This window comes from Rhodococcus mengyinensis (genome assembly GCF_048381435.1).
GTDB lineage: Bacteria > Actinomycetota > Actinomycetes > Mycobacteriales > Mycobacteriaceae > Rhodococcus_F > Rhodococcus_F opacus_D.
The window spans coordinates 1-18860 of sequence record NZ_JBLWIT010000135.1; the positions used below are offsets into that span (position 1 = coordinate 1).

22 protein-coding genes, 1 tRNA gene and 1 pseudogene are annotated in these 18860 nt (G+C 68.5%); 10 read left to right on the top strand and 14 right to left on the bottom strand.

Features of this window, described 5'->3' with window-relative positions; translation table 11 throughout:
• The 4 genes from ACNJ7E_RS32710 to ACNJ7E_RS32725 all read left to right on the top strand — a co-directional run.
• The coding region (locus ACNJ7E_RS32710) for an aromatic ring-hydroxylating oxygenase subunit alpha (RefSeq protein ID WP_418341864.1) at positions 1–1062 on the top strand (1062 nt) is incomplete at its 5' end.
• A gap of 18 nt (positions 1063–1080) precedes the next feature.
• On the top strand, positions 1081–1296 hold the full coding sequence (locus ACNJ7E_RS32715; protein ID WP_061041118.1) for a hypothetical protein: 216 nt from the start codon (positions 1081–1083) through the stop codon (positions 1294–1296).
• A 16-nt stretch (positions 1297–1312) separates the two neighbouring features.
• On the top strand, positions 1313–2272 hold the full coding sequence (locus tag ACNJ7E_RS32720) for a PDR/VanB family oxidoreductase (RefSeq protein WP_280781812.1): 960 nt from the start codon (positions 1313–1315) through the stop codon (positions 2270–2272).
• 15 nt (positions 2273–2287) lie between these two features.
• Positions 2288–3040: an IclR family transcriptional regulator gene (locus ACNJ7E_RS32725; protein WP_105413958.1), complete on the top strand. Its 753-nt coding sequence runs from the start codon at positions 2288–2290 to the stop codon at positions 3038–3040.
• Here the strand turns inward: ACNJ7E_RS32725 and ACNJ7E_RS32730 are convergent.
• Together ACNJ7E_RS32730 and ACNJ7E_RS32735 are read right to left on the bottom strand one after the other, a co-directional pair.
• A complete protein-coding gene (locus ACNJ7E_RS32730; protein WP_418341865.1) occupies positions 3006–3503 on the bottom strand; it encodes an RrF2 family transcriptional regulator in 498 nt (165 codons plus the stop codon). The two genes, ACNJ7E_RS32725 and ACNJ7E_RS32730, sit on opposite strands and share 35 nt — an antisense overlap.
• 37 nt (positions 3504–3540) lie before the next feature.
• Positions 3541–3957 (bottom strand): VOC family protein, encoded by a 417-nt coding sequence (locus ACNJ7E_RS32735; protein WP_418341866.1) that lies wholly within the window; start codon positions 3955–3957, stop codon positions 3541–3543.
• Positions 3958–4124: 167 nt separating this feature from the next.
• Here ACNJ7E_RS32735 and ACNJ7E_RS32740 point away from each other — a divergent pair, with 167 nt between their 5' ends.
• Entirely contained in the window at positions 4125–5093 is a 969-nt protein-coding gene (locus tag ACNJ7E_RS32740; RefSeq protein WP_418341867.1) for a sterol desaturase family protein, read from the top strand.
• Here the strand turns inward: ACNJ7E_RS32740 and ACNJ7E_RS32745 are convergent.
• From ACNJ7E_RS32745 to ACNJ7E_RS32770, 6 genes are all read right to left on the bottom strand, one after another.
• On the bottom strand, positions 5025–5708 hold the full coding sequence (locus ACNJ7E_RS32745; protein WP_280781816.1) for a YceI family protein: 684 nt from the start codon (positions 5706–5708) through the stop codon (positions 5025–5027). The two genes, ACNJ7E_RS32740 and ACNJ7E_RS32745, sit on opposite strands and share 69 nt — an antisense overlap.
• Positions 5709–5777: 69 nt before the next feature.
• Positions 5778–6572: an SDR family NAD(P)-dependent oxidoreductase gene (locus ACNJ7E_RS32750; protein ID WP_418341868.1), complete on the bottom strand. Its 795-nt coding sequence runs from the start codon at positions 6570–6572 to the stop codon at positions 5778–5780.
• A 94-nt stretch (positions 6573–6666) separates the two neighbouring features.
• Positions 6667–6757: transfer RNA gene (locus ACNJ7E_RS32755), tRNA-Ser, on the bottom strand.
• Between the two features lie 55 nt (positions 6758–6812).
• Positions 6813–7004, bottom strand: a complete 192-nt coding sequence (locus ACNJ7E_RS32760) for a CsbD family protein (RefSeq protein WP_280781818.1) — start codon at positions 7002–7004, stop codon at positions 6813–6815.
• A gap of 138 nt (positions 7005–7142) precedes the next feature.
• Positions 7143–7601: a nucleoside deaminase gene (locus tag ACNJ7E_RS32765; RefSeq protein ID WP_418341869.1), complete on the bottom strand. Its 459-nt coding sequence runs from the start codon at positions 7599–7601 to the stop codon at positions 7143–7145.
• Positions 7602–7612: 11 nt separating this feature from the next.
• Complete coding sequence (locus ACNJ7E_RS32770) at positions 7613–8152, bottom strand: tRNA adenosine deaminase-associated protein (RefSeq protein WP_037228037.1); 540 nt, start codon at positions 8150–8152, stop codon at positions 7613–7615.
• Between the two features lie 49 nt (positions 8153–8201).
• Between ACNJ7E_RS32770 and ACNJ7E_RS32775 the strand changes: the two genes are divergently transcribed.
• The gene (locus ACNJ7E_RS32775; RefSeq protein WP_418341870.1) at positions 8202–9170 is read left to right on the top strand and encodes a prephenate dehydrogenase; all 969 of its coding nucleotides are present in this window, start codon (positions 8202–8204) and stop codon (positions 9168–9170) included.
• Positions 9171–9219: 49 nt separating this feature from the next.
• Here the strand turns inward: ACNJ7E_RS32775 and ACNJ7E_RS32780 are convergent, their stop codons facing one another.
• Both ACNJ7E_RS32780 and ACNJ7E_RS32785 read right to left on the bottom strand, forming a co-directional pair.
• On the bottom strand, positions 9220–9807 hold the full coding sequence (locus tag ACNJ7E_RS32780; RefSeq protein ID WP_005248751.1) for a putative glycolipid-binding domain-containing protein: 588 nt from the start codon (positions 9805–9807) through the stop codon (positions 9220–9222).
• Positions 9804–10901, bottom strand: a complete 1098-nt coding sequence (locus ACNJ7E_RS32785) for a hypothetical protein (protein ID WP_418341941.1) — start codon at positions 10899–10901, stop codon at positions 9804–9806. Before ACNJ7E_RS32785 ends, ACNJ7E_RS32780 begins: the two co-directional genes overlap by 4 nt.
• Positions 10902–11081: 180 nt before the next feature.
• Here ACNJ7E_RS32785 and ACNJ7E_RS32790 point away from each other — a divergent pair, with 180 nt between their 5' ends.
• From ACNJ7E_RS32790 to ACNJ7E_RS32805, 4 genes and pseudogenes are all read left to right on the top strand, one after another.
• Positions 11082–12227, top strand: coding sequence for a DNA cytosine methyltransferase (locus ACNJ7E_RS32790; protein WP_005561219.1), 1146 nt, complete (start codon positions 11082–11084; stop codon positions 12225–12227).
• A gap of 14 nt (positions 12228–12241) precedes the next feature.
• Positions 12242–12646, top strand: coding sequence for a very short patch repair endonuclease (locus ACNJ7E_RS32795; protein WP_418341871.1), 405 nt, complete (start codon positions 12242–12244; stop codon positions 12644–12646).
• A complete protein-coding gene (locus ACNJ7E_RS32800; RefSeq protein WP_418341872.1) occupies positions 12643–13038 on the top strand; it encodes a hypothetical protein in 396 nt (131 codons plus the stop codon). The genes ACNJ7E_RS32795 and ACNJ7E_RS32800 overlap by 4 nt, the downstream gene beginning before the upstream one ends.
• Positions 13039–13127: 89 nt before the next feature.
• Positions 13128–13664 (top strand): annotated as a pseudogene (locus ACNJ7E_RS32805) (class I SAM-dependent methyltransferase); the annotation flags it as partial.
• Positions 13665–13713: 49 nt separating this feature from the next.
• Here the strand turns inward: ACNJ7E_RS32805 and ACNJ7E_RS32810 are convergent.
• From ACNJ7E_RS32810 to ACNJ7E_RS32825, 4 genes are all read right to left on the bottom strand, one after another.
• Positions 13714–14517, bottom strand: coding sequence for an NmrA family NAD(P)-binding protein (locus ACNJ7E_RS32810; RefSeq protein ID WP_280781822.1), 804 nt, complete (start codon positions 14515–14517; stop codon positions 13714–13716).
• 76 nt (positions 14518–14593) lie between these two features.
• On the bottom strand, positions 14594–15907 hold the full coding sequence (locus tag ACNJ7E_RS32815) for a serine hydrolase domain-containing protein (protein ID WP_280781823.1): 1314 nt from the start codon (positions 15905–15907) through the stop codon (positions 14594–14596).
• Between the two features lie 102 nt (positions 15908–16009).
• Positions 16010–17578 (bottom strand): MFS transporter, encoded by a 1569-nt coding sequence (locus ACNJ7E_RS32820; protein WP_418341873.1) that lies wholly within the window; start codon positions 17576–17578, stop codon positions 16010–16012.
• The gene (locus tag ACNJ7E_RS32825) at positions 17575–18813 is read right to left on the bottom strand and encodes a cation:proton antiporter (RefSeq protein WP_418341874.1); all 1239 of its coding nucleotides are present in this window, start codon (positions 18811–18813) and stop codon (positions 17575–17577) included. Before ACNJ7E_RS32825 ends, ACNJ7E_RS32820 begins: the two co-directional genes overlap by 4 nt.
• Positions 18814–18860: the final 47 nt, after the last annotated feature.

The window sequence follows — 18860 nt, forward strand, 5'->3', positions numbered from 1 at the left end:
AACCAGTGGTACGTCGCAGCCTACGGCCGTGAGGTCGGACGCGAACTGTTCTCGCGCACCATCTGCGAGGAGCCGATCCTGTTCTGGCGGACCGAGGCCGGCGAGGCCGTTGCGATGAGCGACCGGTGCGTGCACCGCCGGTACCCGCTGTCCGAGGCACCGAGCCGGCTTGACGGCGACAAGGTGGTCTGCGGCTATCACGGTTTCACCTACGGCAGCGACGGTGGCTGCGTGTTCGTGCCCGGCCAGGCGCGCGTTCCCCGCACCGCCCGGCTGAAGTCGTACCAGGTGGTCGAGCAGGACTCGTTCGTGTGGGTCTGGATCGCCGACCCGCAGAACCCCCAGCAGGGCGACCCCGCCCGCATCCCCCGCGCACCGTGGATGGATTCCCCCGACTACACCGTGGTCAGCGGCATGGAACCGATCGACTGCAACTACGGCCTGCTCGTCGACAACCTGATGGACCTGTCGCACGAGACGTACCTGCACGGCGGTTACATCGGCACCCCCGAGGTAGCGGAAACCCCGATCACCACGGAGATCGACGAGGACCGAAACGTCATCTACGTGTCCCGGCACATGGACGACGCCGAGTGCCCGCCGTTCTACTCCAAGTCCACCGGCATCGAGGGACGCATCACCCGCTGGCAAGACATCGAGTACACGCCCCCGTGCCTGTACCTGCTGCACAGCCGCATCGCCCCGATCGGCGCACCGCTGCCCGGCGACGACGGCTCCGACCCGCACGCGTTCCACAGCGAGATCGTGTACGCGATCACCCCGTCGACGGAGAATTCCACCCTCGACTTCTGGGCCGTGGCCCGCGACTTCGCGGTCGGCGACGACGCCGTCACGACGTTCCTGGCCGAGAACAACCGGACCGTCGTGATGCAGGACGTCGTAGCGCTGAACATCCTGCAGAAGGCGCTCGACACGGAGAAGGACGGCTACCAGGAGCTGTCGATCAACATCGACGCCGGCGGCCTCGGCGCACGCCGGATCCTGAAGAAGCTGGTCGACGCGCCGCAGGCCGTGACCGCCACGGCAGCGACGGTGGGCTGAGCCGTGGAACCGACCAGGATGCTCCGCGGCGCCAACGTGATGCGCATCGTATGGCTTCCGGGCTCGGACCTGCTCGAGGGCGAGTGCCACTGCGGCGCCCGCCACGTCGCGGAAGAACCCGCCACCCTCTGGGAGTGGTTGCTCGCCCACCCCGAGGGACACCACCCCGTCGATCCGCCGGTGCCCGCCACGCCGCTGCCCGCGGCGCCGGAATCCGCTCCCGTTCCCGTCTGATCCCGGAGAGACCGTCATGCCTACCCCACCCGAACCCGTGCTCGAGCTGGAGCTGACCACCAAGACCACCGGCGCCGACGGCGTCGTCGTCCTGGAGTTCCGCGACCCTTCCGGAGCCGACCTGCCCGCGTGGACGCCGGGTGCACACATCGATCTGGTGCTGACGCCGGAGCTCACCCGCCAGTACTCGCTGTGCGGCGACCCGGCCGACACCGGGACGTGGCGCGTCGCCGTGCTGCGGGAGGCGATGGGGCGCGGCGGTTCGCAGTTCGTGCACGACAAGCTGAGCGAGGGCGACCGCGTCACGGTCCGGGGACCGCGGAACCATTTCGAGCTCGCGCCGTCACCGCGGTACGTGTTCGTCGCCGGCGGCATCGGGATCACGCCGATCCTCACCATGGCGCACGCTGCGGAGAACGCCGGCGCCGACTGGACCCTCGTATACGGCGGGCGAAGCCGCAGTTCGATGGCGTTCGCCGACGCACTCGCCGAGCGGTTCGGCGACCGGGTGGTGGTGCACCCCGAGGACGAGCACGGCCTCATCGACCTACCGGGGCTGCTCGGCGACGTCCGGGACAACACCCTCGTGTACTGCTGCGGGCCGGCGCCGCTGCTCGACGCCGTCACCGGTCACTGCGACAGCTGGCCGTCCGGCGCGCTGCACATCGAGCGATTCGCGGCCAAGGATCTCGAGGAGCCGGTCCGCGCCGAGGGATTCGAGGTGGAGCTGACGCTGAGCGGCAAGACCGTCACCGTCGCCCCCGAGCAGTCGATCCTGCAGGCCGTCACCGCCGCCGGCGTCCAGGTCCTGTCGTCCTGCGAGGAAGGGACCTGCGGAACCTGCGAGACAGCAGTGCTCGGCGGTACTGTCGATCACCGGGATTCCCTGCTCACCGCGGACGAGCAGGCCGAGGGCGACACCATGATGATCTGCGTTTCGCGTGCGAGCTGTCCACGCCTGACGCTGGAACTGTGAGACGGAGAACGAGCAATGGCGATCACCGGATCGGTGACCATTCGCTCGTTGCGGCTCCTCGAGCTCTTCACCCCGTCCACGCCGCGGCTGACCCTCAGCGATCTGTCGCGGAAGTCCGGATACCCGCTGAGCACCGTGCACCGGCTGACCAGCGACCTCATCGAATGGGGCGCCCTCGAACGTGACAGCAGCGGCCGCTTCACGGTCGGGCTCAAGCTGTGGGAGATCGCGTCGCTCGCCCCGCGCGGCACGATGCTCCGCGAACTGGCGATGCCGGTGATGGAGGACCTGTCGCAGATCACGCGGGAGAACGTCCAGCTCGGCATCGCCGAGGGCACCGAGGTCGTGTTCGTCGAACGCATCGCCGGACAGAAGGCCGTGCCCGTCCAGACCCGCGTCGGCGGCAGGTTCCCGCTGACGGCGTCCGGTATCGGCCTCGCCCTGCTCGCATACATGCCCGCCGACGTGCAGGAGCAGGTGCTGAGCGGGCCGATCGAGAAGTTCACCGAACGGACCGTCACCGACCCCGTCGTCCTGCGGCGGACGCTCGCCGAGATCCGCCGATCCGAGGTCGCGATCAGTGATCGTCAGGTGACCATGGACGCGGTCTCCGTCGCGGCACCGATCTTCGAGCGTCCCGGAGCGGCGGTCGCGGCCGTGTCGCTGGTGGTGCCGGCGGAGAACGCGTCACTGAACGCACTGGTCCCGCTGGTGCGTGCGGCCGGCCGGACGATCAGCCGCGCGCTGCGCCCTCGTCAACCGTCGTAGCCGGCCGGGTGCGACGCTCCCAGGCCCCCGGATCGGACGTCAGCGTGGTGAGGAAACCCGGCAGCTGCCCGTTCGCCACGTCCGCGAGGCTCACGTTCTCGAGAACGGCCCGCAGGTTCACCCGCACGGCGATCCACACGTCCTGCAGTTTGGCGGCCGGCCCGCAGTAGTCGACGTCCTCGGGGCGCTCCCCCCGCACCGAGGCGAGCGGACCCTCGACGGTCCGGATGACGTCGGCGATCGTGATGTCGTCGGCGGGCCGGGCCAGCCAGTAGCCGCCGTCGGGTCCGCGTCTGCTGTTGACCAGTCCCCCGCGCCGAAGGTCGGCGAGGACGGCCTCGAGGAACTTGTGCGGAATGGTCTGCGACTGTGCCAGGAACTCGGCCTTGGACGGGGACGGCCCGGCAGCGGCCAGTTCGATCAGCGTCCGCACGGCGTAGTCCACCTTTGCGGTGATGTGCACACCGAATTCCTACCATCCAAGTATGAAAACGGGCAACTCACGCTTCGCCGCGCGAACCCAGGACGTCCAGGTAGTGCGGGTTGTACATGACGCCGAGGATGTTGCCGAACGGGTCCACGACCGAGGCGGTGACGAATCCCGACTCACGTTCGGTGCGCGGCTCGTGCTCTTTCGCCCCCATCGACAGCAGCCTCTCGACGGCGGCGGTCACGTCGTCGACGTGCCAGAACACCACCACGCCGGACGGGCTGTCCGCTGCTGCGTGCGGGGCGTATCGGCGGTCGATGATGCCGAGCTCGTGCTGGTAGTCGCCGATCCGGTACTCGATGTACGCCGGGTTCTCGGAGTTGGGGCGTTGGAAGTAGGGGGCGATACCGAGCAGCGCGCTGTACCAATCGCGGGCCGCCGCGATGTCGTCGGCGAAGAGGCTGACGGTGGTGAGTCCTCGCAACATGATGAATCCCTTCGACTGATCCGGTTCTTGCTGACGGAATTCATTCTCCGCGGCAAAGTGCGCATCCAATGAGCACTTTGTTTGCCTCTTCAGACCGGGGCGAATAGTGATGCGTGTCACTCCGAGGTACATTGAACTGGACGATCGTCTTGTGTGGAGGAAGCAGCATGTGGGAGACCGTGACGTCGGCGTGGAATTCGGCGCTGCTGACGCCCCTGCACGAGCCGGTGACGCTGGCCATCCCGGCGTTCGTACTGTTCCTCGCCATCGAATGGATCGCAGCCCGGCACCTCGAGGACGCGACATTCGACCCCGACGGACGGTCCCGCCCGGTGCGCGGCGGTTACGAGCGCCGCGACGCGCGGGCGAGCGTGTCGATGGGCGCCGTGTCCATCCTGACGACCACGTTCTGGAAGCTACTGGCCCTGATCGGGTACTCCGCCATCTGGGTGTACCTCGCGCCGTGGCACCTACCCGCGGACGCCTGGTACACCTGGGTGATCCTCATCCTCGGCGTCGACGCGCTGTTCTACGCGTATCACCGGATGGCGCACCGCATCCGCCTGATCTGGGCCACCCACCAGGCGCACCATTCGAGTGAGTACTTCAACTTCTCCACCGCGCTCCGCCAGAAGTGGAACAACAGCGCCGAAATCCTGATGTGGATTCCGTTGCCGCTGATCGGCATTCCGCCGTGGATGGTGTTCATCGGATTCTCCGTGAACCTCGTCTACCAGTTCTTCGTCCACACCGAGCGCATCGACAAGCTGCCCCGGCCCGTCGAGTTCGTGTTCAACACTCCCTCGCACCACCGCGTTCACCACGGCTGCGACCCCGAATACCTCGACCGCAACTACGCAGGCATCCTCATCGTGTGGGACCGGATGTTCGGCACGTTCCAACCCGAAACCCACCGCCCCACCTACGGACTCACGAAACCGGTGGGCACCTACAACATCTGGAAGCTGCAGACCCGCGAATACGGTGCCATCGTCCGGGACTGGCGCCGGGCGTCGTCGTGGCGCGACAAGCTGGGCTACGTGTTCGGGCCGCCCGGGTGGGCGCCGTCAGGAACGCGCGAAGCTGACCAGGAAGTCGACCGTGCCGTTGCCGTCCACGGTCACGAAGCCCAGTGACGGCGGCGTCACACCGAAGTCCGTCCAGGTGACCGGGATGCTGCCCGAGGCGATGAGGTCGTCGCCGGAACGCAGCACGTCGATGTCGACGGTCACCGGACGCGACTGCCCCTTGAGGGTCAGCGTTCCCTGGGCCGTGACCGTTCCCACGGAACCGTCCGCAGGCAGCCCCGACAGATCGACCGGGGAATCGACGGTGAACGTGGCGGTCGGGAACGTGCCGGTGTCCATGACGTTGCCGCGGAACTGGTTGTCGCGGCGGGACTGATCGGTCGCGATGGTCGCCACCTGCACGGTCACCTCGCCCGCGGTGAGTTTCTCACCCTCGACGGTCGCGTTGCCCGTCACGTCGCCAGTCGACCCGACCACCGTGACGCTCGCGCCGTTGAGGATCTCGTGGACGGTGTACCCCGACGCCGTCTGATTGGAACCCTGCCCCGGCGTGACGGCCCACTGCCCGTCGACCACTCCGGTGGCCGCCTCCGCGCCCTCGGTCGACACCGAGGCCGCCGGTGCGTCGTCCTCTGCGATGAATTGGCCGTAGAACCACGGGCCCACCAGCACCGCGATCACGACGATGACGACTGCGCCGACCAACCACCACAGCTTTTTCATGAGATCAGGCTAGTTGCAGCTTCAATGGATGTCACTCGGTACGACCTGGGAGAGGGCTGTGAACGTCGGTCACGGGACGATGGAATCGATGTAGCCGCCGTCGACCCGCACCGCGGCGCCGGTGGTCGCCGACGCCTGCGCCGAACTGAGGTACACGACCATGTTCGCGATCTCCTCCGGCTCGATGAGGCGCTGCAGCAACGACTGCGGCCGGTACTTCCTCATGAACTCGCGCTGCGCCTCGTCCCACGGCAGGTCCGTGTCGACCAGGCTGTAGACGAAATCCTCCACGCCGCCGGTGTGGGTGGGGCCGGCCAGCACCGAATTGACCGTGACCCCCGTCCCCGCCGCCTCTTTCGCGAAGCCCCGCGAGACCGCCAGCAGCGCCGTCTTCGACATCCCGTAGTGGATCATCTCGGCGGGAATGACGATCGCGGAGTCACTGGCGATGTCGAAGACCCGGCCCCAGGACCGTTCGACCATGCCGGGCAGGACCAGGCGGGTCAGCCGGATCGCCGACAGCACGTTCACCTCGAAGTAACGCCGCCACTCGGCGTCGTCGATTTCCAGGGCCGGCTGGGAGCCGAAGATCCCGAGATTGTTGACGAGGATGTCGACGCCCGGAACGATCTCCAGGACCCGCCGCGCGCCCTCGTCCGTCGTGACGTCGGCGGCCGCCGGAACGAATTCGCCGTCCGGGACCTCGGCCCGCAGTCGTTCGATCGCCTCGCCCACGGTTTTCTCGGTGCGGCCGTTGATCGCCACCCGCGCGCCGGAGCGGGCGAGGCCCGCTGCGATCGCGGCGCCGATGCCCTGCGTCGATCCGGTGACCAGCGCCGTTCTGCCCGTCGAGTCGATGCGCATGTCGCCTGCCCCTTCCCTCCAGGACACGCTAACGAATATCCCCGGCCCGGATACACAAAAAAGCTCCCCACCTGCGTGTGCAGGTGGGGAGCCTTGGCGGTGGCGGAGGGATTTGAACCCTCGGACGGGGGTTACCCGTCACACGCTTTCGAGGCGTGCTCCTTAGGCCGCTCGGACACGCCACCGCCGGTGACTTTACCGGATGTGACGCCCGAGCCCGAAATCGCCAGGTGAAGCCGTTTAACTCAGCTTGTCCTTGAGGTTCTTGGCGGCGTCCTTGACCTTCTCGCCGGCGTCCTTCACCGCCGAGGACGCCTGGTCGGCCTTGCCCTCGTCGCGCAGGTCCGGATCGCCAGTGGCTTTGCCGGTGGCTTCCTTCGCCTGGCCCTTGAGGTCTTCCGCCTTGTTCGAAGCTTTGTCTGCGATTCCCACGAGATACCTCCGTGAATCCGATTTCGAACCCGGGGACGGGTCCGGCGGCGCCTCGTCGGCGCCTGTCTCCAGAGAAGCACGGGTCATGCGGACCCGGCCACATAGTGTCGAGTACCCCACGAAAGAGTTTGAAACCGGTCAGCGCCGTTCACGGAAGAAGTCTTCGAGGATGCCGGCGCATTCGTCCTCGAGAATACCGCCCCTGACCTGCGGTCGGTGGGTGAGACGGCGGTCGCGGACCACATCCCACAGTGAGCCGACGGCACCGGTCTTCGGCTCCCATGCCCCGAACACGACCCGGGAGATCCGGGCCAGGACGAGCGCACCCGCGCACATGGTGCACGGCTCCAGCGTCACCGCGAGCGTCGCCCCCTCGAGGCGCCACCCGTCGCCGTACACCCGCGCTGCGGCCCGCAACGCGATGATCTCCGCGTGCGCCGTCGGATCCGACATCGCCTCCCGCGAGTTCACGGCCCGCGACACCTCCACACCGTCGGCGTCGAACACCGCCGCACCCACGGGCACGTCGGCGTCGGTGGCGGCCCGGGCCGCCTCGATCGCCGCGCGGATCATCCGCTCGTCGTCCTGAAGAGTCACGGCGCGTGGAACTACCGGGGAAGCTTGTCGAGAACCCCGGCCAGCTCCGTGGTGAACCCGAGCCGCTGCGCGATCATCCCGAGCTGCTCGTCGGGATACAGGTCCGTCTCGGACGTGATGACAGCCAGAACGGGTTCGGGCAGACCGAGGTCGGCGAGCAGCGACAGGTCGCCTTCCTCCCACGGCTCGATGTCGTCGAGTTCGTCCGGGTCGATGTCCGGGACCTCGACGTTGAGCGCCTCGAGGACGTCGGCGGCGATGTCGTAGTCGATGGCCGCGGTGGCGTCGGACAGCAGCAGACGCGTTCCCGACGGCGCAGGCCGGAGCACGACGAAGAATTCGTCGTCCACGTCCAGCAGACCGAAGAACGCGCCCGCGCTACGGAGGGCCCGAAGCTCCTCCTCCGCGACGCTGAGACTGGTCAGAGCAGCCGAAGTGAGGGCCTTGACCTTCCACCGGCCGTCCTCGTGTACTACCGCGACACCGAAGCCCTCCAGATCCTCTGCCCGATCCGAGGAGGCGCTGTTGTTTTCCGCGCGCTGTGCACCCATGAGCGCAACGGTAGCCCGCGGGGTGCCGGTAAATGAAGTCCGCACTCGAATGTGCCAACCTGTTCGGGTGTCTGATACCCCTTCCGCACCTCCGGTGTGCGTGCTCGGCCTGGGCTTGATCGGCGGTTCACTGCTGCGTGCGGCGGTCCGGGCCGGCCGCGAAGCGTGGGGTCACAACCGATCCGCGCCGTCCGTCGACGCCGCCCGGGCGGACGGTTTCGACGCCGACACCGATCTGGTCGCGGTGCTCCAGCGCGCGTCGGCCGAGTCGGCGCTGATCGTGATCGCGGTCCCCGTGCCCGCCGTCGCCGCCACCCTCACCGCGATCGCCCTGTACGCCCCGAACTGCTCGATCACCGACGTCGTCAGCGTCAAGGCGGAGGTCGCGGCGGCGGCAGCCCGTCAGGGACTCGCCGACCGCTACGTGGGCGGTCACCCGATGGCGGGAACGTCGGCGTCCGGGTGGAGCGTCGGCAGCGCCGACCTGTTCCGGGAGGCCGTATGGGTGGTCGGCACCGACGACGGCGTCGACCCCGCCATCTGGACACAGGTCGCGCAACTCGCGTTGGACTGCGGTTCCGTCGTCGTGCCCGCCGAGTCCGCCGAACACGACCGGGCGGTCGCACGCATCTCGCACCTGCCGCACCTACTGGCCGAAACCCTCGCGATCACCGGTGCCCGCGGCGGACCGCTCGCCCTGGGTCTGGCGGCCGGCTCGTTCCGCGACGGCACCCGCGTGGCCGGCAGCGCTCCCGGACTCGTCCGGGCCATGTGCGAAGGCAACCGGGACGCCCTGCTGATCGCCCTGGACGAGGCGCTGGTACTGCTGCAGGACGCGCGGACCGAACTGGCGGAACAGTCGTCGACGGCGACGCTCGTCGAGGCCGGCCACACCGCTCGCCTGACGTACGACAACCAGGAGACGTGGGAGATCACCGGCATCGTTCCCGGCCGCGAAGGCTGGATCGACGACTTGCGTGATGCGGGTCGGCGGGGAGGGCGGCTCCGCCGCCTGTGAGCCTTTCTGGTTGCCGGAGCTACCAAAAAGGCGCACGGGCGCGGAGCGCCTAGATCCGTTCGGCCAGGCCCGGGTAGTCGATGATGAACCCGTCGCGGTCGACGGTCACCGAGGAACTCGACACCGGCGACAGCACGTGGATGCCGTCCGGACCGCTGCTGTAGGTGAGGATCGCGCCCTCGACCCGCAGGTCCAGGAGGTTCACGTAGACGACGGGGACCTCGACGTCCTCGGATCCGAGGTGCAGTCCGTACCGCCGGATGGGCAGGGCGTTGAAGAACGGGCTGAGCACCATGTCGACGTCGAGGGCGCCGTCGAACGTGGACCGCTGGTGGTTGGCGCCGTGCTCCACCATCCACGTGCCCTCTTCGTCGCGGCTGATCGACATCTGCCGTTCACCGGCCGCGACGGACGTCCGCAGCGACAGCCGGCGGGTGACGCCGCTTTCGTCGGTGACGAGGTCGTAGGACGCGCTGAACGCCGGATGCTCGGGGCACTCGCCGCCGATGATCCGGCCTGCTGCCTTGATGCGGTCGCCGTTGAGCTGGACGCGCACCGATTCCATTCGGGGTGCGTTGTCCGCCCGCCACGTCAGTACTGCGGGCCAGGTCGAGGCACCGGAGGCTTGGATGCTCACCTGTCTACGGTAAGCGACGACGGCTCCCGGGGTGGCAACGGGCCGAGTTTCGTTGCAGCAGAGTTGTCGAGAGCCAATGCCCGGGCTCGTTCCGTGACCGCGATGCGCGACGAGAAGACGACGAGGGCGCCGAGTCCGACCGCCACGTTCAGCAATGCCCCGAACTCCTGGGCGACGAAGTCGAACACCTCGGTGAGCAACACCGTGACCAGGGCCGCGGCCCGCAGGAACTGCAACGGCCACAGCTTCCCGTTCCGCAGTCGCACGATCGCCGACCAGCACAGGACGAACGCGATCGCGGACCCGGTGAGCTGGCCGACCGTCGTGATGTCCGTTCCTTCGTCGCCGCGGAGGTCCTCGTCGAGCGTGACCACGGCGCTGAGCAGTCCCAGGGTGGAGAACAGGGTGAGGAGTACGGCCGCGGTCCACAGCATGCCGGGCCCCTTGGCGAAGGCGGGGGTAGCGCGCCGGGCCAGCTCCCGGGCCGTGGGCACGGTCCGGCCGTTCCGGTCCGGGCAGTGGGCGAGCAGATCCCGAACCGATGCCAGCGTCGCCTCGTCCGCGCCGGCGGCGGCCGCCCGGCGCAGTTGCGCCAGCGCCTGCTCCCGGCGCACGCGGTCCAGACCACGGTCCAGGCCGCCGAGCGCGATGGCGGCGGCGTTGGCGACGTCCTCCGTCGGGGTCGGCGGCCGGACGTCGTGCAGCGACCGGTTGACCAGCAGCAACACGACGACCACCACGTACATGATCGCGACGGACGGCCGGTAGAAGTAGTCGTTGGTCTTGGTGACGAACTTGCCGATCTCGTCGAGGAACAACCCGAACCCGATGCCGCCGATCACCACGCCCAGGACGCGCGGTTTCATCCCGAGGAACGAGAACACGGTCACCAGGGCCACGACCATGCCGAGCCCGCCCCACAGGACGTGCGCGATGTGCAGCGACGAACCCCCGACCTGCGGGTAACCGGTGAGGTGCAGGTAGGCGCGGGTGAGCAGGATCGTGACGATCCCGATGATGACGAACGCTTCGACGAGGCCGCTTCCCTGGGCGTCGCGCAGGAGGTGCGACCGGTTCCGGAAACCCGAGATCATGGCGCCTCCCTGTGCTCCCACCTACACGAAGTCTATGTGGCTTCGCCACCCGTGAGTACTTATTAACCCCCCGCGGTTAACAAGTACTCACGGGTCGTTGGTCAAAGCAGGCACAGATCTCGAGTAACGTTCTCGGGTGACTGGTTCGTGAGGAAGGGTGCCGTGACGTCAACCGGGAGCATGGTGGGCCTGTTCGCCGGTATCGGCGGGCTCGAGTTGGGTCTGAGAGAGCACGGCTGGAACACCGAACTGCTCTGTGAGATCGACCCGGGCGCCCAGGCGGTTCTGCGTACCCGATTCACGGACGTCCCTGTGCATTCCGACGTCACCAAGCTGCGTTCCCTCCCCCAGGACATCGAACTCGTCGCCGCCGGTTTCCCGTGCCAGGACCTCTCGCAGGCCGGCCGGACCGCCGGCATCACGGGTTCGCGTTCCGGCCTCGTCGACGAGGTGTTCCGGTTGGTGAAGCGGAAGAAGGGTCCGCGCTGGCTCCTGATCGAGAACGTGCCGTTCATGCTGCAGCTGGGGCGCGGGGCGGCTATGAGGCATATCACGGACGCCCTCGAGGACCTCGGCTACACGTGGGCGTACCGGGTGGTCGATGCGCGCGCGTTCGGACTCCCCCAGCGCCGTCAGCGGGTCCTGATGCTCGCCTCGCGCACCGAGGACCCCCGCGCGGTGCTGTTCGGTGAGGACGCCGGAGAACGCCCCGTCGACGACCATGCCGACTTCCCGTGCGGTTTCTATTGGACCGAGGGCACCCGCGGTCTCGGGTGGGCGGTCAACGCGGTCCCCACGCTGAAGGGCGGTTCGTCCGTCGGTATCGCGAGCCCGCCCGCCGTGCGACTGCCGTCTGGCGAGATCGTGACGCCCGGACTCGTGGACGCCGAACGCCTGCAGGGCTTCGACCCCGACTGGACGGCGCCCGCCGCGCTGGTCCCCGGGCTGCGGAACAGTCATCGGTGGAAGCTCGTCGGCAACGCGGTGAGTGTGCGGATGGCGTCGTGGGTCGGTCGGCGTCTGCTCGAGCCGGCGGACTACGAGCGGGGTATCGAGACGCCGATGAAGCCCGGCGACGCGTGGCCGGTGGCAGCGTGGGGTAGCAATCGTCAGGCGTTCCGGGTGCACACCTCGACGTGGCCGGTGCAGGAGCCGTACGAGGATCTCAGCGGATTCCTGGAGGACACCCGGCTGCTGTCGGCCCGCGCGACCGCCGGCTTCCTGAAGCGGGCGCGGATGGGCAATCTGCGTTTCGTTCCCGGGTTCATCGACGACGTCGAGAGCCACCTCGACCGCATGGGCGGCTTCCCCGAGGCCGCCGCGTAGCGGACGGACCCGCGATGCCCGCCACCGATCCCGCGACCAGCGCCCGGATGCGGGCGCAGCGGCGCCGCGACACCGCACCCGAACTCGCACTCCGCCGGGAACTGCACCGGCGTGGGGTCCGGTACTACGTGGACCGGGCGCCGATGAAGGGCGTCCGGCGGCGCGCCGACCTGGTGTTTCCGCGGCGGAAGGTGGCCGTGTACGTGGACGGGTGCTTCTGGCACAGCTGCCCGCAGCACGCCACGTTCCCGAAGAACAACGCGCAGTGGTGGGCCGAGAAACTCGCCGGGAACGTCACCCGCGATCGTGACACCGACACGAGGCTGACCGACGCCGGGTGGACGGTGGTGCGGGTCTGGGAGCACGAGAATCCGGTGGTCGCGGCGAACAGGGTCCAGGAAGCCCTGGACGGCGCGTGACCCGCTTCGCCGGCGGCGGCGGTCGAGGTGTTGAATTTTCCACCCCTAGGGGTCTGGTCGCCGACGACGGATCGGTGCAGGATGGTCTCAACAGCAACCATTCGGACCCCCTTCGGAGGAGCATGATGATCCGCCGAATCGTCGCGGCGGCCTCCATTGCCTTTGCAGCAGCGGCCGTCCCACTCGTCGGTCCGGCACCCTTTGCGGTGGCTGCACCAGGCGACACCTACATCAGCAATCCCCCAGCCAACCCGACGGACCAGAGTTTCTGCGACGACCAGGCCGCCCTCGCGAACAACCTTGCCTCGAAGGGCGACTACGCGCGTGCCGACGGGGTCGTGTCGGCGGCGAACATGAGCGGTTGCCGCATCTACACGTTCTCCAGCCCGTAATCGGTTGCCGCTCCGGCAACGGGATTCCCTGTTCGGCGGGCCCGGCGGCCACAGTGGGAGCATGACCCAACCCGCACCTCGTCGAGCAGGTCGCGGACGTGGCCCCGGGCAGCGCCCTGGACGTGGGCAGCGGCGAGGGCGCCGACGCGATCTGGCTGGCGGCCCGCGGATGGAACGTCACCGGAGTGGACGTGTCCACGGTGGCGGTGGAACGTGCCGCCGACCGGGCCGCCGCGGCCGGCGCCGACATCGCGGACCGGACGACGTGGGAGCAGGCCGACATCCTGGAGTGGGAGCCGCCGACCCACCGATTCGACCTGGTGTCGGCACATTTCATGCACCTGCCTGGGCCTGCCCGCGAGACCCTGCACCGTCGCCTCGCCGGAGCGGTCCGACGAGGCGGGCGACTTCTCGTCGTCGGACATCACCCTTCCGATCCGGAGACGTCCGTCGGGCGGCCCAATGTTCCCGACATGCTGTTCGCACCGGAACAGGTCGCTGCCGTGCTGGACCCCGCGGAGTGGGACATCCTGGTGTCGGCGGCACCCTCGCGTGAGGCGCACGACCCCGAGGGACAACCCGTCACCGTTCACGACACCGTTCTGCACGCAGTTCGCCGGGCCTGACGACGGTTTACCTTGGCGGGGAGCGGAACGGGATCAACCACGCCGGCGCTCAGCGGAACTCGTCGACGTGCTCCGACGCCCACTGCGCGAAGGGGGTCGCGGGGCGTCCGGTGAGTTGTTCGACGAGCCGGTTCGCCTGCTGGGGAGCGTCGACCAGGCTCGCCATCCCTTCCAGGTACCAGCGTGCGTACTCCCCCATCGCCGGCGTCAGGACGTCGACGGCCTCGTCCAGCGGCACCTGCCGGTACTCGATGTTCCGGCCGAGGGCGGCGCCGAGTTGTCGGACGATCTCGGCGCGGGTGATCGTCTCGGGGCCGGTGAGTTCGTACGACGCGCCGACGTGCCCGGACTCGAGGAGAGCGACGGCCGCGACCTCGGCGATGTCGTTCATGGCGATCGGCGCGTTCGCCGCCGTCGGGTACGGCTCACGCACGGTGTCTCCTGCGGCGATCTGCGGTGCCAGGATTCCCGCGTTTTCCATGAACTCGCCGGGCCACAGGTGCGTCCACTCGATGCCGGACGCCTCGACGGCCCGTGCGACGTCACCCCAATGGCCGTCGTGGGGACCGGACAGGTCGACGACGTGCCGGACCCCGGCCTGCTTCGCCAGGGCGAGCGCGTCCGGGGCGGTGTCGGGAGTCGGTGCGAGGTAGAGGGAATCGACGCCCTCGAACGCCGCGGGCAGGCTGTCGAGTCTGCGGAGGTATCCCTCGACGACGGTGACCGAGCCCGGAAGTTGCGCCTTGTCAGGATGATTCGTGAGGGCCCGGACGTCCGTCGCACCCCGCGCGAGCAGGTGGTCGACGAGCATTCTGCCGATGTTCCCGGTTGCCCCCGTCACGAGAATCGTCATGCCCAGCACGCTACCGCCGCGGGAGGGCATGTGAGTGGCAAAGTGTGCTCGCGCACGCTTTGCCACTCACATGGGGTCAGCTGGTCGGCGGGGCGGAGGTCGAGGATGTCGCCGGGGCCTCCGAGGGCGTCGGCGTGGCCGGGGTCGACGCGTCCGGATTCTGCACGCCGGCGCTGAGCTTGTAGATGTGTTCCGGCGAGATGATCTCCGTGACGGCCCCCGCCAGCGCGGTGCTCGGTTCGCTGCCCTGGTAGGGGACGTCGGTGTTGATCATGATCGCGAGGGTGGTCTCCTGCTCCGGAAGGTAGACGCAGACCGTCTGATACCCGGGGAGGCTGCCGTTGTGCCCGATCCAGCCGGCGACGTCGAAGATGCCCAGCCCGTAGCCGACGTCCGATGCCAGACCCGGCGCGTTGACCGTCTCGAGCCGTTGCGCCTGTGTGGCCGGCTGCAGCAGTGTGCCGGTGGCCAGCGCGGGCGCCCAGATGTGCAGGTCGTCGAGGGTTGAGATCATCGCGCCCGCCGCCCATCCCCAGGACGGATTCCAGTCGGTGGCCACGGCTTCCTTGTCGTCCAAGGTCTGCTCGGTGTAGCCCTGCGCGTGCGGTTCGGGGAACGCGTTGGTGGTCGGGAAGCTCGTGTCCGCCATCTTCAGCGGCTGGACGATCTTCTGCGTCACGTACTCCGGGAGCGGCAGTCCGCTGACCTTCTCGATGACAAGTCCCAGCAGGGTCGTGTTCGTGTTGGAGTACTCGAATCCCTGCCCGGGTGGGAACGTCGCGGGCTGTGCAAACGCGTACCCCAGCAGTTGTTGCGGGGTGAACGCGGCCTGCGGGTCGCTGAGCAACGCCTTCTGGAAGTCCTCGTTCGCGGAGTAGTTCGCCAGCCCGCTCTGCATCCGGGCAAGTTCGCGCAGTGTGATCTGATCACCCAGCGGCACACCCTCCACGTACTTCGAGATGGGGTCGTCGAGCGCGACCTTGTCTTCGTCGACCAGCTGCAGCACACCCGTGACCGTGAACGTCTTTGTCACACTGCCGATTCGGTGGAAGAAATCGGTCTCCATCGGCGCGCCCGTCGTCTTGTCGGCGACGCCGAACGCCTTCACGTAGTTGCCGTCGGGCCCCCACACGCCCACAATCGCGCCGGGAATCGCCGCCATCGACATCGCCTTCTCGATCGCCTCGTCGAGTCGGTCCGCGACACCGGGGTCGATCTGCGCGTCGGCCCCGGCGTTCGGTGATCCCGTCTGCGTCGTCGTGGAGGTAGCGGAGGTGCCCGTGGACGAGGAGTCGTCGGAGCACGCCGCGGGCACTATCAGCAGCAGTGCCGCTGCGGCCGCCGCGAGGCCTCGTCGCCGATTCGTCCTGGTCACGACCTGAGCTGTCATCGTGCGTCCCGTCGTCGAGGTGCCCCTCCCGGGAACTTACTCCGCGACCGCCGGGTGAATGTACCTTTCGGCGCTTCTGAGGCGACCGGCGATACATTCGCCCTACTGTGCTCTGTCGGTCGCGTATTCGGCCAGCAGCCGCTTCTCTTTCTCCCGGTGCGGGTAGAAGAAGAACACCACCACGGCCCCGGCGCACACCACCAGGATCGCGGCGAGGTACGCCCGATCGTCGCCGTCGAGGAAGGCGTTGCGGGCGGCCGCGATGATCTGCTCGGCGTACTGCGGATAACGTTCCGCGAGCACTTCGGCGCTGGAATACGACTTCGTGAGCGCCGCTTGGGTTTCCGGGGTGATCTGGCTGGCGTCCGGCGACGAGGCGATCGTGGCCGATAGCGACTTCGCGTAGCCGGCGGTGAGCACCGCTCCGAGGATCGACTGCATGATCGCGCCGCCGAGGTCGCGTTGCAGGTCGGAGGTGCCGGACGCCATGCCCGCCCGCGACACCGGCACCGAACCGGTGAGCGACCGCGACGCCGGGGTGCCGGCGAACCCGACCCCGATGCCCACGAACGCGTACGCGAGAGCCACCCACCAGAAGGTTGCGTCCTCGTCCCACCACACCAGCGCGACAACCAGTCCGAGGACGACGAACAGGTAGCCGAGCAGCAGTGTGAACCGGGCGCCGTGCGATTCGACGAGTTTCGCGGAGCGGGGTGCGACGACGACCATCGCGACGGCCGCCGGAATGATCGCCGATCCGGCGGCGAGCGTGGAGTACCCGAGCACGTTCTGGAGGAACTGCTGCCCGATGAACATCGCACCCATCAACGCGCCGAACACGATCACCCCGCCGACGGCGGCCACCCAGAACGTCGGTCGGGCGGCGACGTGCAGATCGAACAGCGGGTGCGCCGCCCGTCGTTGCTGCAGGAAGAACGCGGCTCCCGCGGCGAGTGCGATCAACCCGAGACCGACGGCGAGCGCCCCGGCACCGTCCACCGGCGCGAAGTTGATCGCGAGGATGAGGGCGGCGATGAAGACGACGGAGATGATGCCGCCGAGATTGTCGACGGGATCGGTCGTCTCGTTGACGTGGGCGGGCACCCACAGGATGGCGGCGACGAGGGCGAGAGCGGCGAGCGGAAGGGTCACGAGGAACACCGAGCCCCAATGGAAGTGCTCGAGCAGCGCGCCCGACACGATCGGACCGAGCGAGGAGATCGCACCACCGAGCGCCGACCACAGTGCGATCGCCTTGGTCCGGGGCGGTCCCGACCACAGCGCGGTGATGATCGCGAGCGTGGTGGGGAACGCGAGCCCGGCAGAGACACCGCCGAGAACACGTGCGAGGAAGAGTATTTCGAAGTTCCCGGCGAAGCCCGCGATCGCCGACGCCGGCAGCGACAGCGCCATGCCGAGCACGAGCATCTGTTTGCGGCCGTAGCGGTCGCCGAGCGCCCCCAGATAGAGGACCGACGCGGCGAGCCCGAGGGAGTACGCCACGGCGACGAGGTTCAGCTGCGTCTGACTCGCGTCGAAAGCGCGGCCGATGTCGGGGAGCGCGACGTTCGCGACCGACAGATTCAGGTTGGCGACGGCGGCGACGAGGATCAGGGTCGCGAGGATCAGCGTCGCGCGGGCCGGCGCCTGCGTCGTCTCGGTTCGAGTCACTGTCTGCTCCCGGGGTTCTGGTCTCCTCGTGGACCCGCCGAATCGGCTGCCGGTTCGGGGCTCGACGCGAGCAGCGACGCGGCGAGCGGGAAGAGGAGGACGGTGATCGCGCCGGCCGCGACGAGCACGGAGGCGTTGGCGGACGTCATGTCACCGGAGTCGACGGCCACTCCGGTGACGGCCACGATCAGCGGCAGGCCGGTTCCCGCGTACAGCGCCAGCTGGGTGCGTTCGCGGACGGTGAAGGGCGGATCCGTGCGGTCGGCACCCCGGTCGAATCTCCCGGCGAAATAGACCGGGCCTGCCCGCACCAGCAGGATCAGCAGGACGAACGCGATGAGGACGCCGGGTTCGGACGCCACCGCGGCGACGTCGATGGCCATGCCGGACGTCACGAAGAAGATCGGGATCAGGAACCCGAACGCCAGGCCGTCGAGCTTCGTTTCGAGCGTTTCGTCGCCTTCGGGCGTGGCCCGCCGCAGGATGAACCCCGCCGCGAAGGCACCGAGGATCGTGTCGAGCCCGAACGACGCCGCGAGCACGGTGAGTGCGACGAGGAGCAGCATGGTCAGCCGCACCGTGGTCTGCGACGTCGTCTCCGATCCCGACCGGATGATCGCGGTGATCCGGGAACCCTCCCGCCGCACGCGGGCGGGGATGAACGCGACCAGCACCGCCGCGGCCGTGAACAGTCCGAGGACCACGATGGACGCCACGGACCCTCGGGAGCCGAGCAGAACCGCCATGGCGACGACGGGTCCGAGTTCGCCGAACGCGCCGTGATTGAGGATCGTCCGGCCCAGCCGGGTGTCGAGGGCGCCCGCGTCACGAAGGATCGGGAGCAGCGTGCCGAGCGCCGTCGACGTCAGGGCAATGGCTACCGCGGTTCCGGCGTCGACCACGTGGACGAGGCTCAGCAGCGACACCACCGCGAACGCCAGGGCCAGCGAGACCAGCCACGTCAGCAGGGCCCTCCTGCCGCCGCGACCGGTGATCTCGGCCGTGTCGATCTCGTACCCGGCCAGCAGGAAGAGCAGACCCAGCCCCAGGTCGCGCAGCAGCTCGATCTCACTGCCCTCGACCGCAATGTCGAACACGTGGGGGCCGATGACGATCCCGGCGACGAGCAGAAGTACCACCTCGGGCACCAGCTTCCGGGGAAACAACCCGGCGAGCAGCGGGGCGATCACGGCGCATGCCACGATCCAGAACAGCGACGCTCCCACGGAAGGCATGCATCACCCCGTCTCTCGAACCGCCGGACACAGCACTGCGTTCGAGC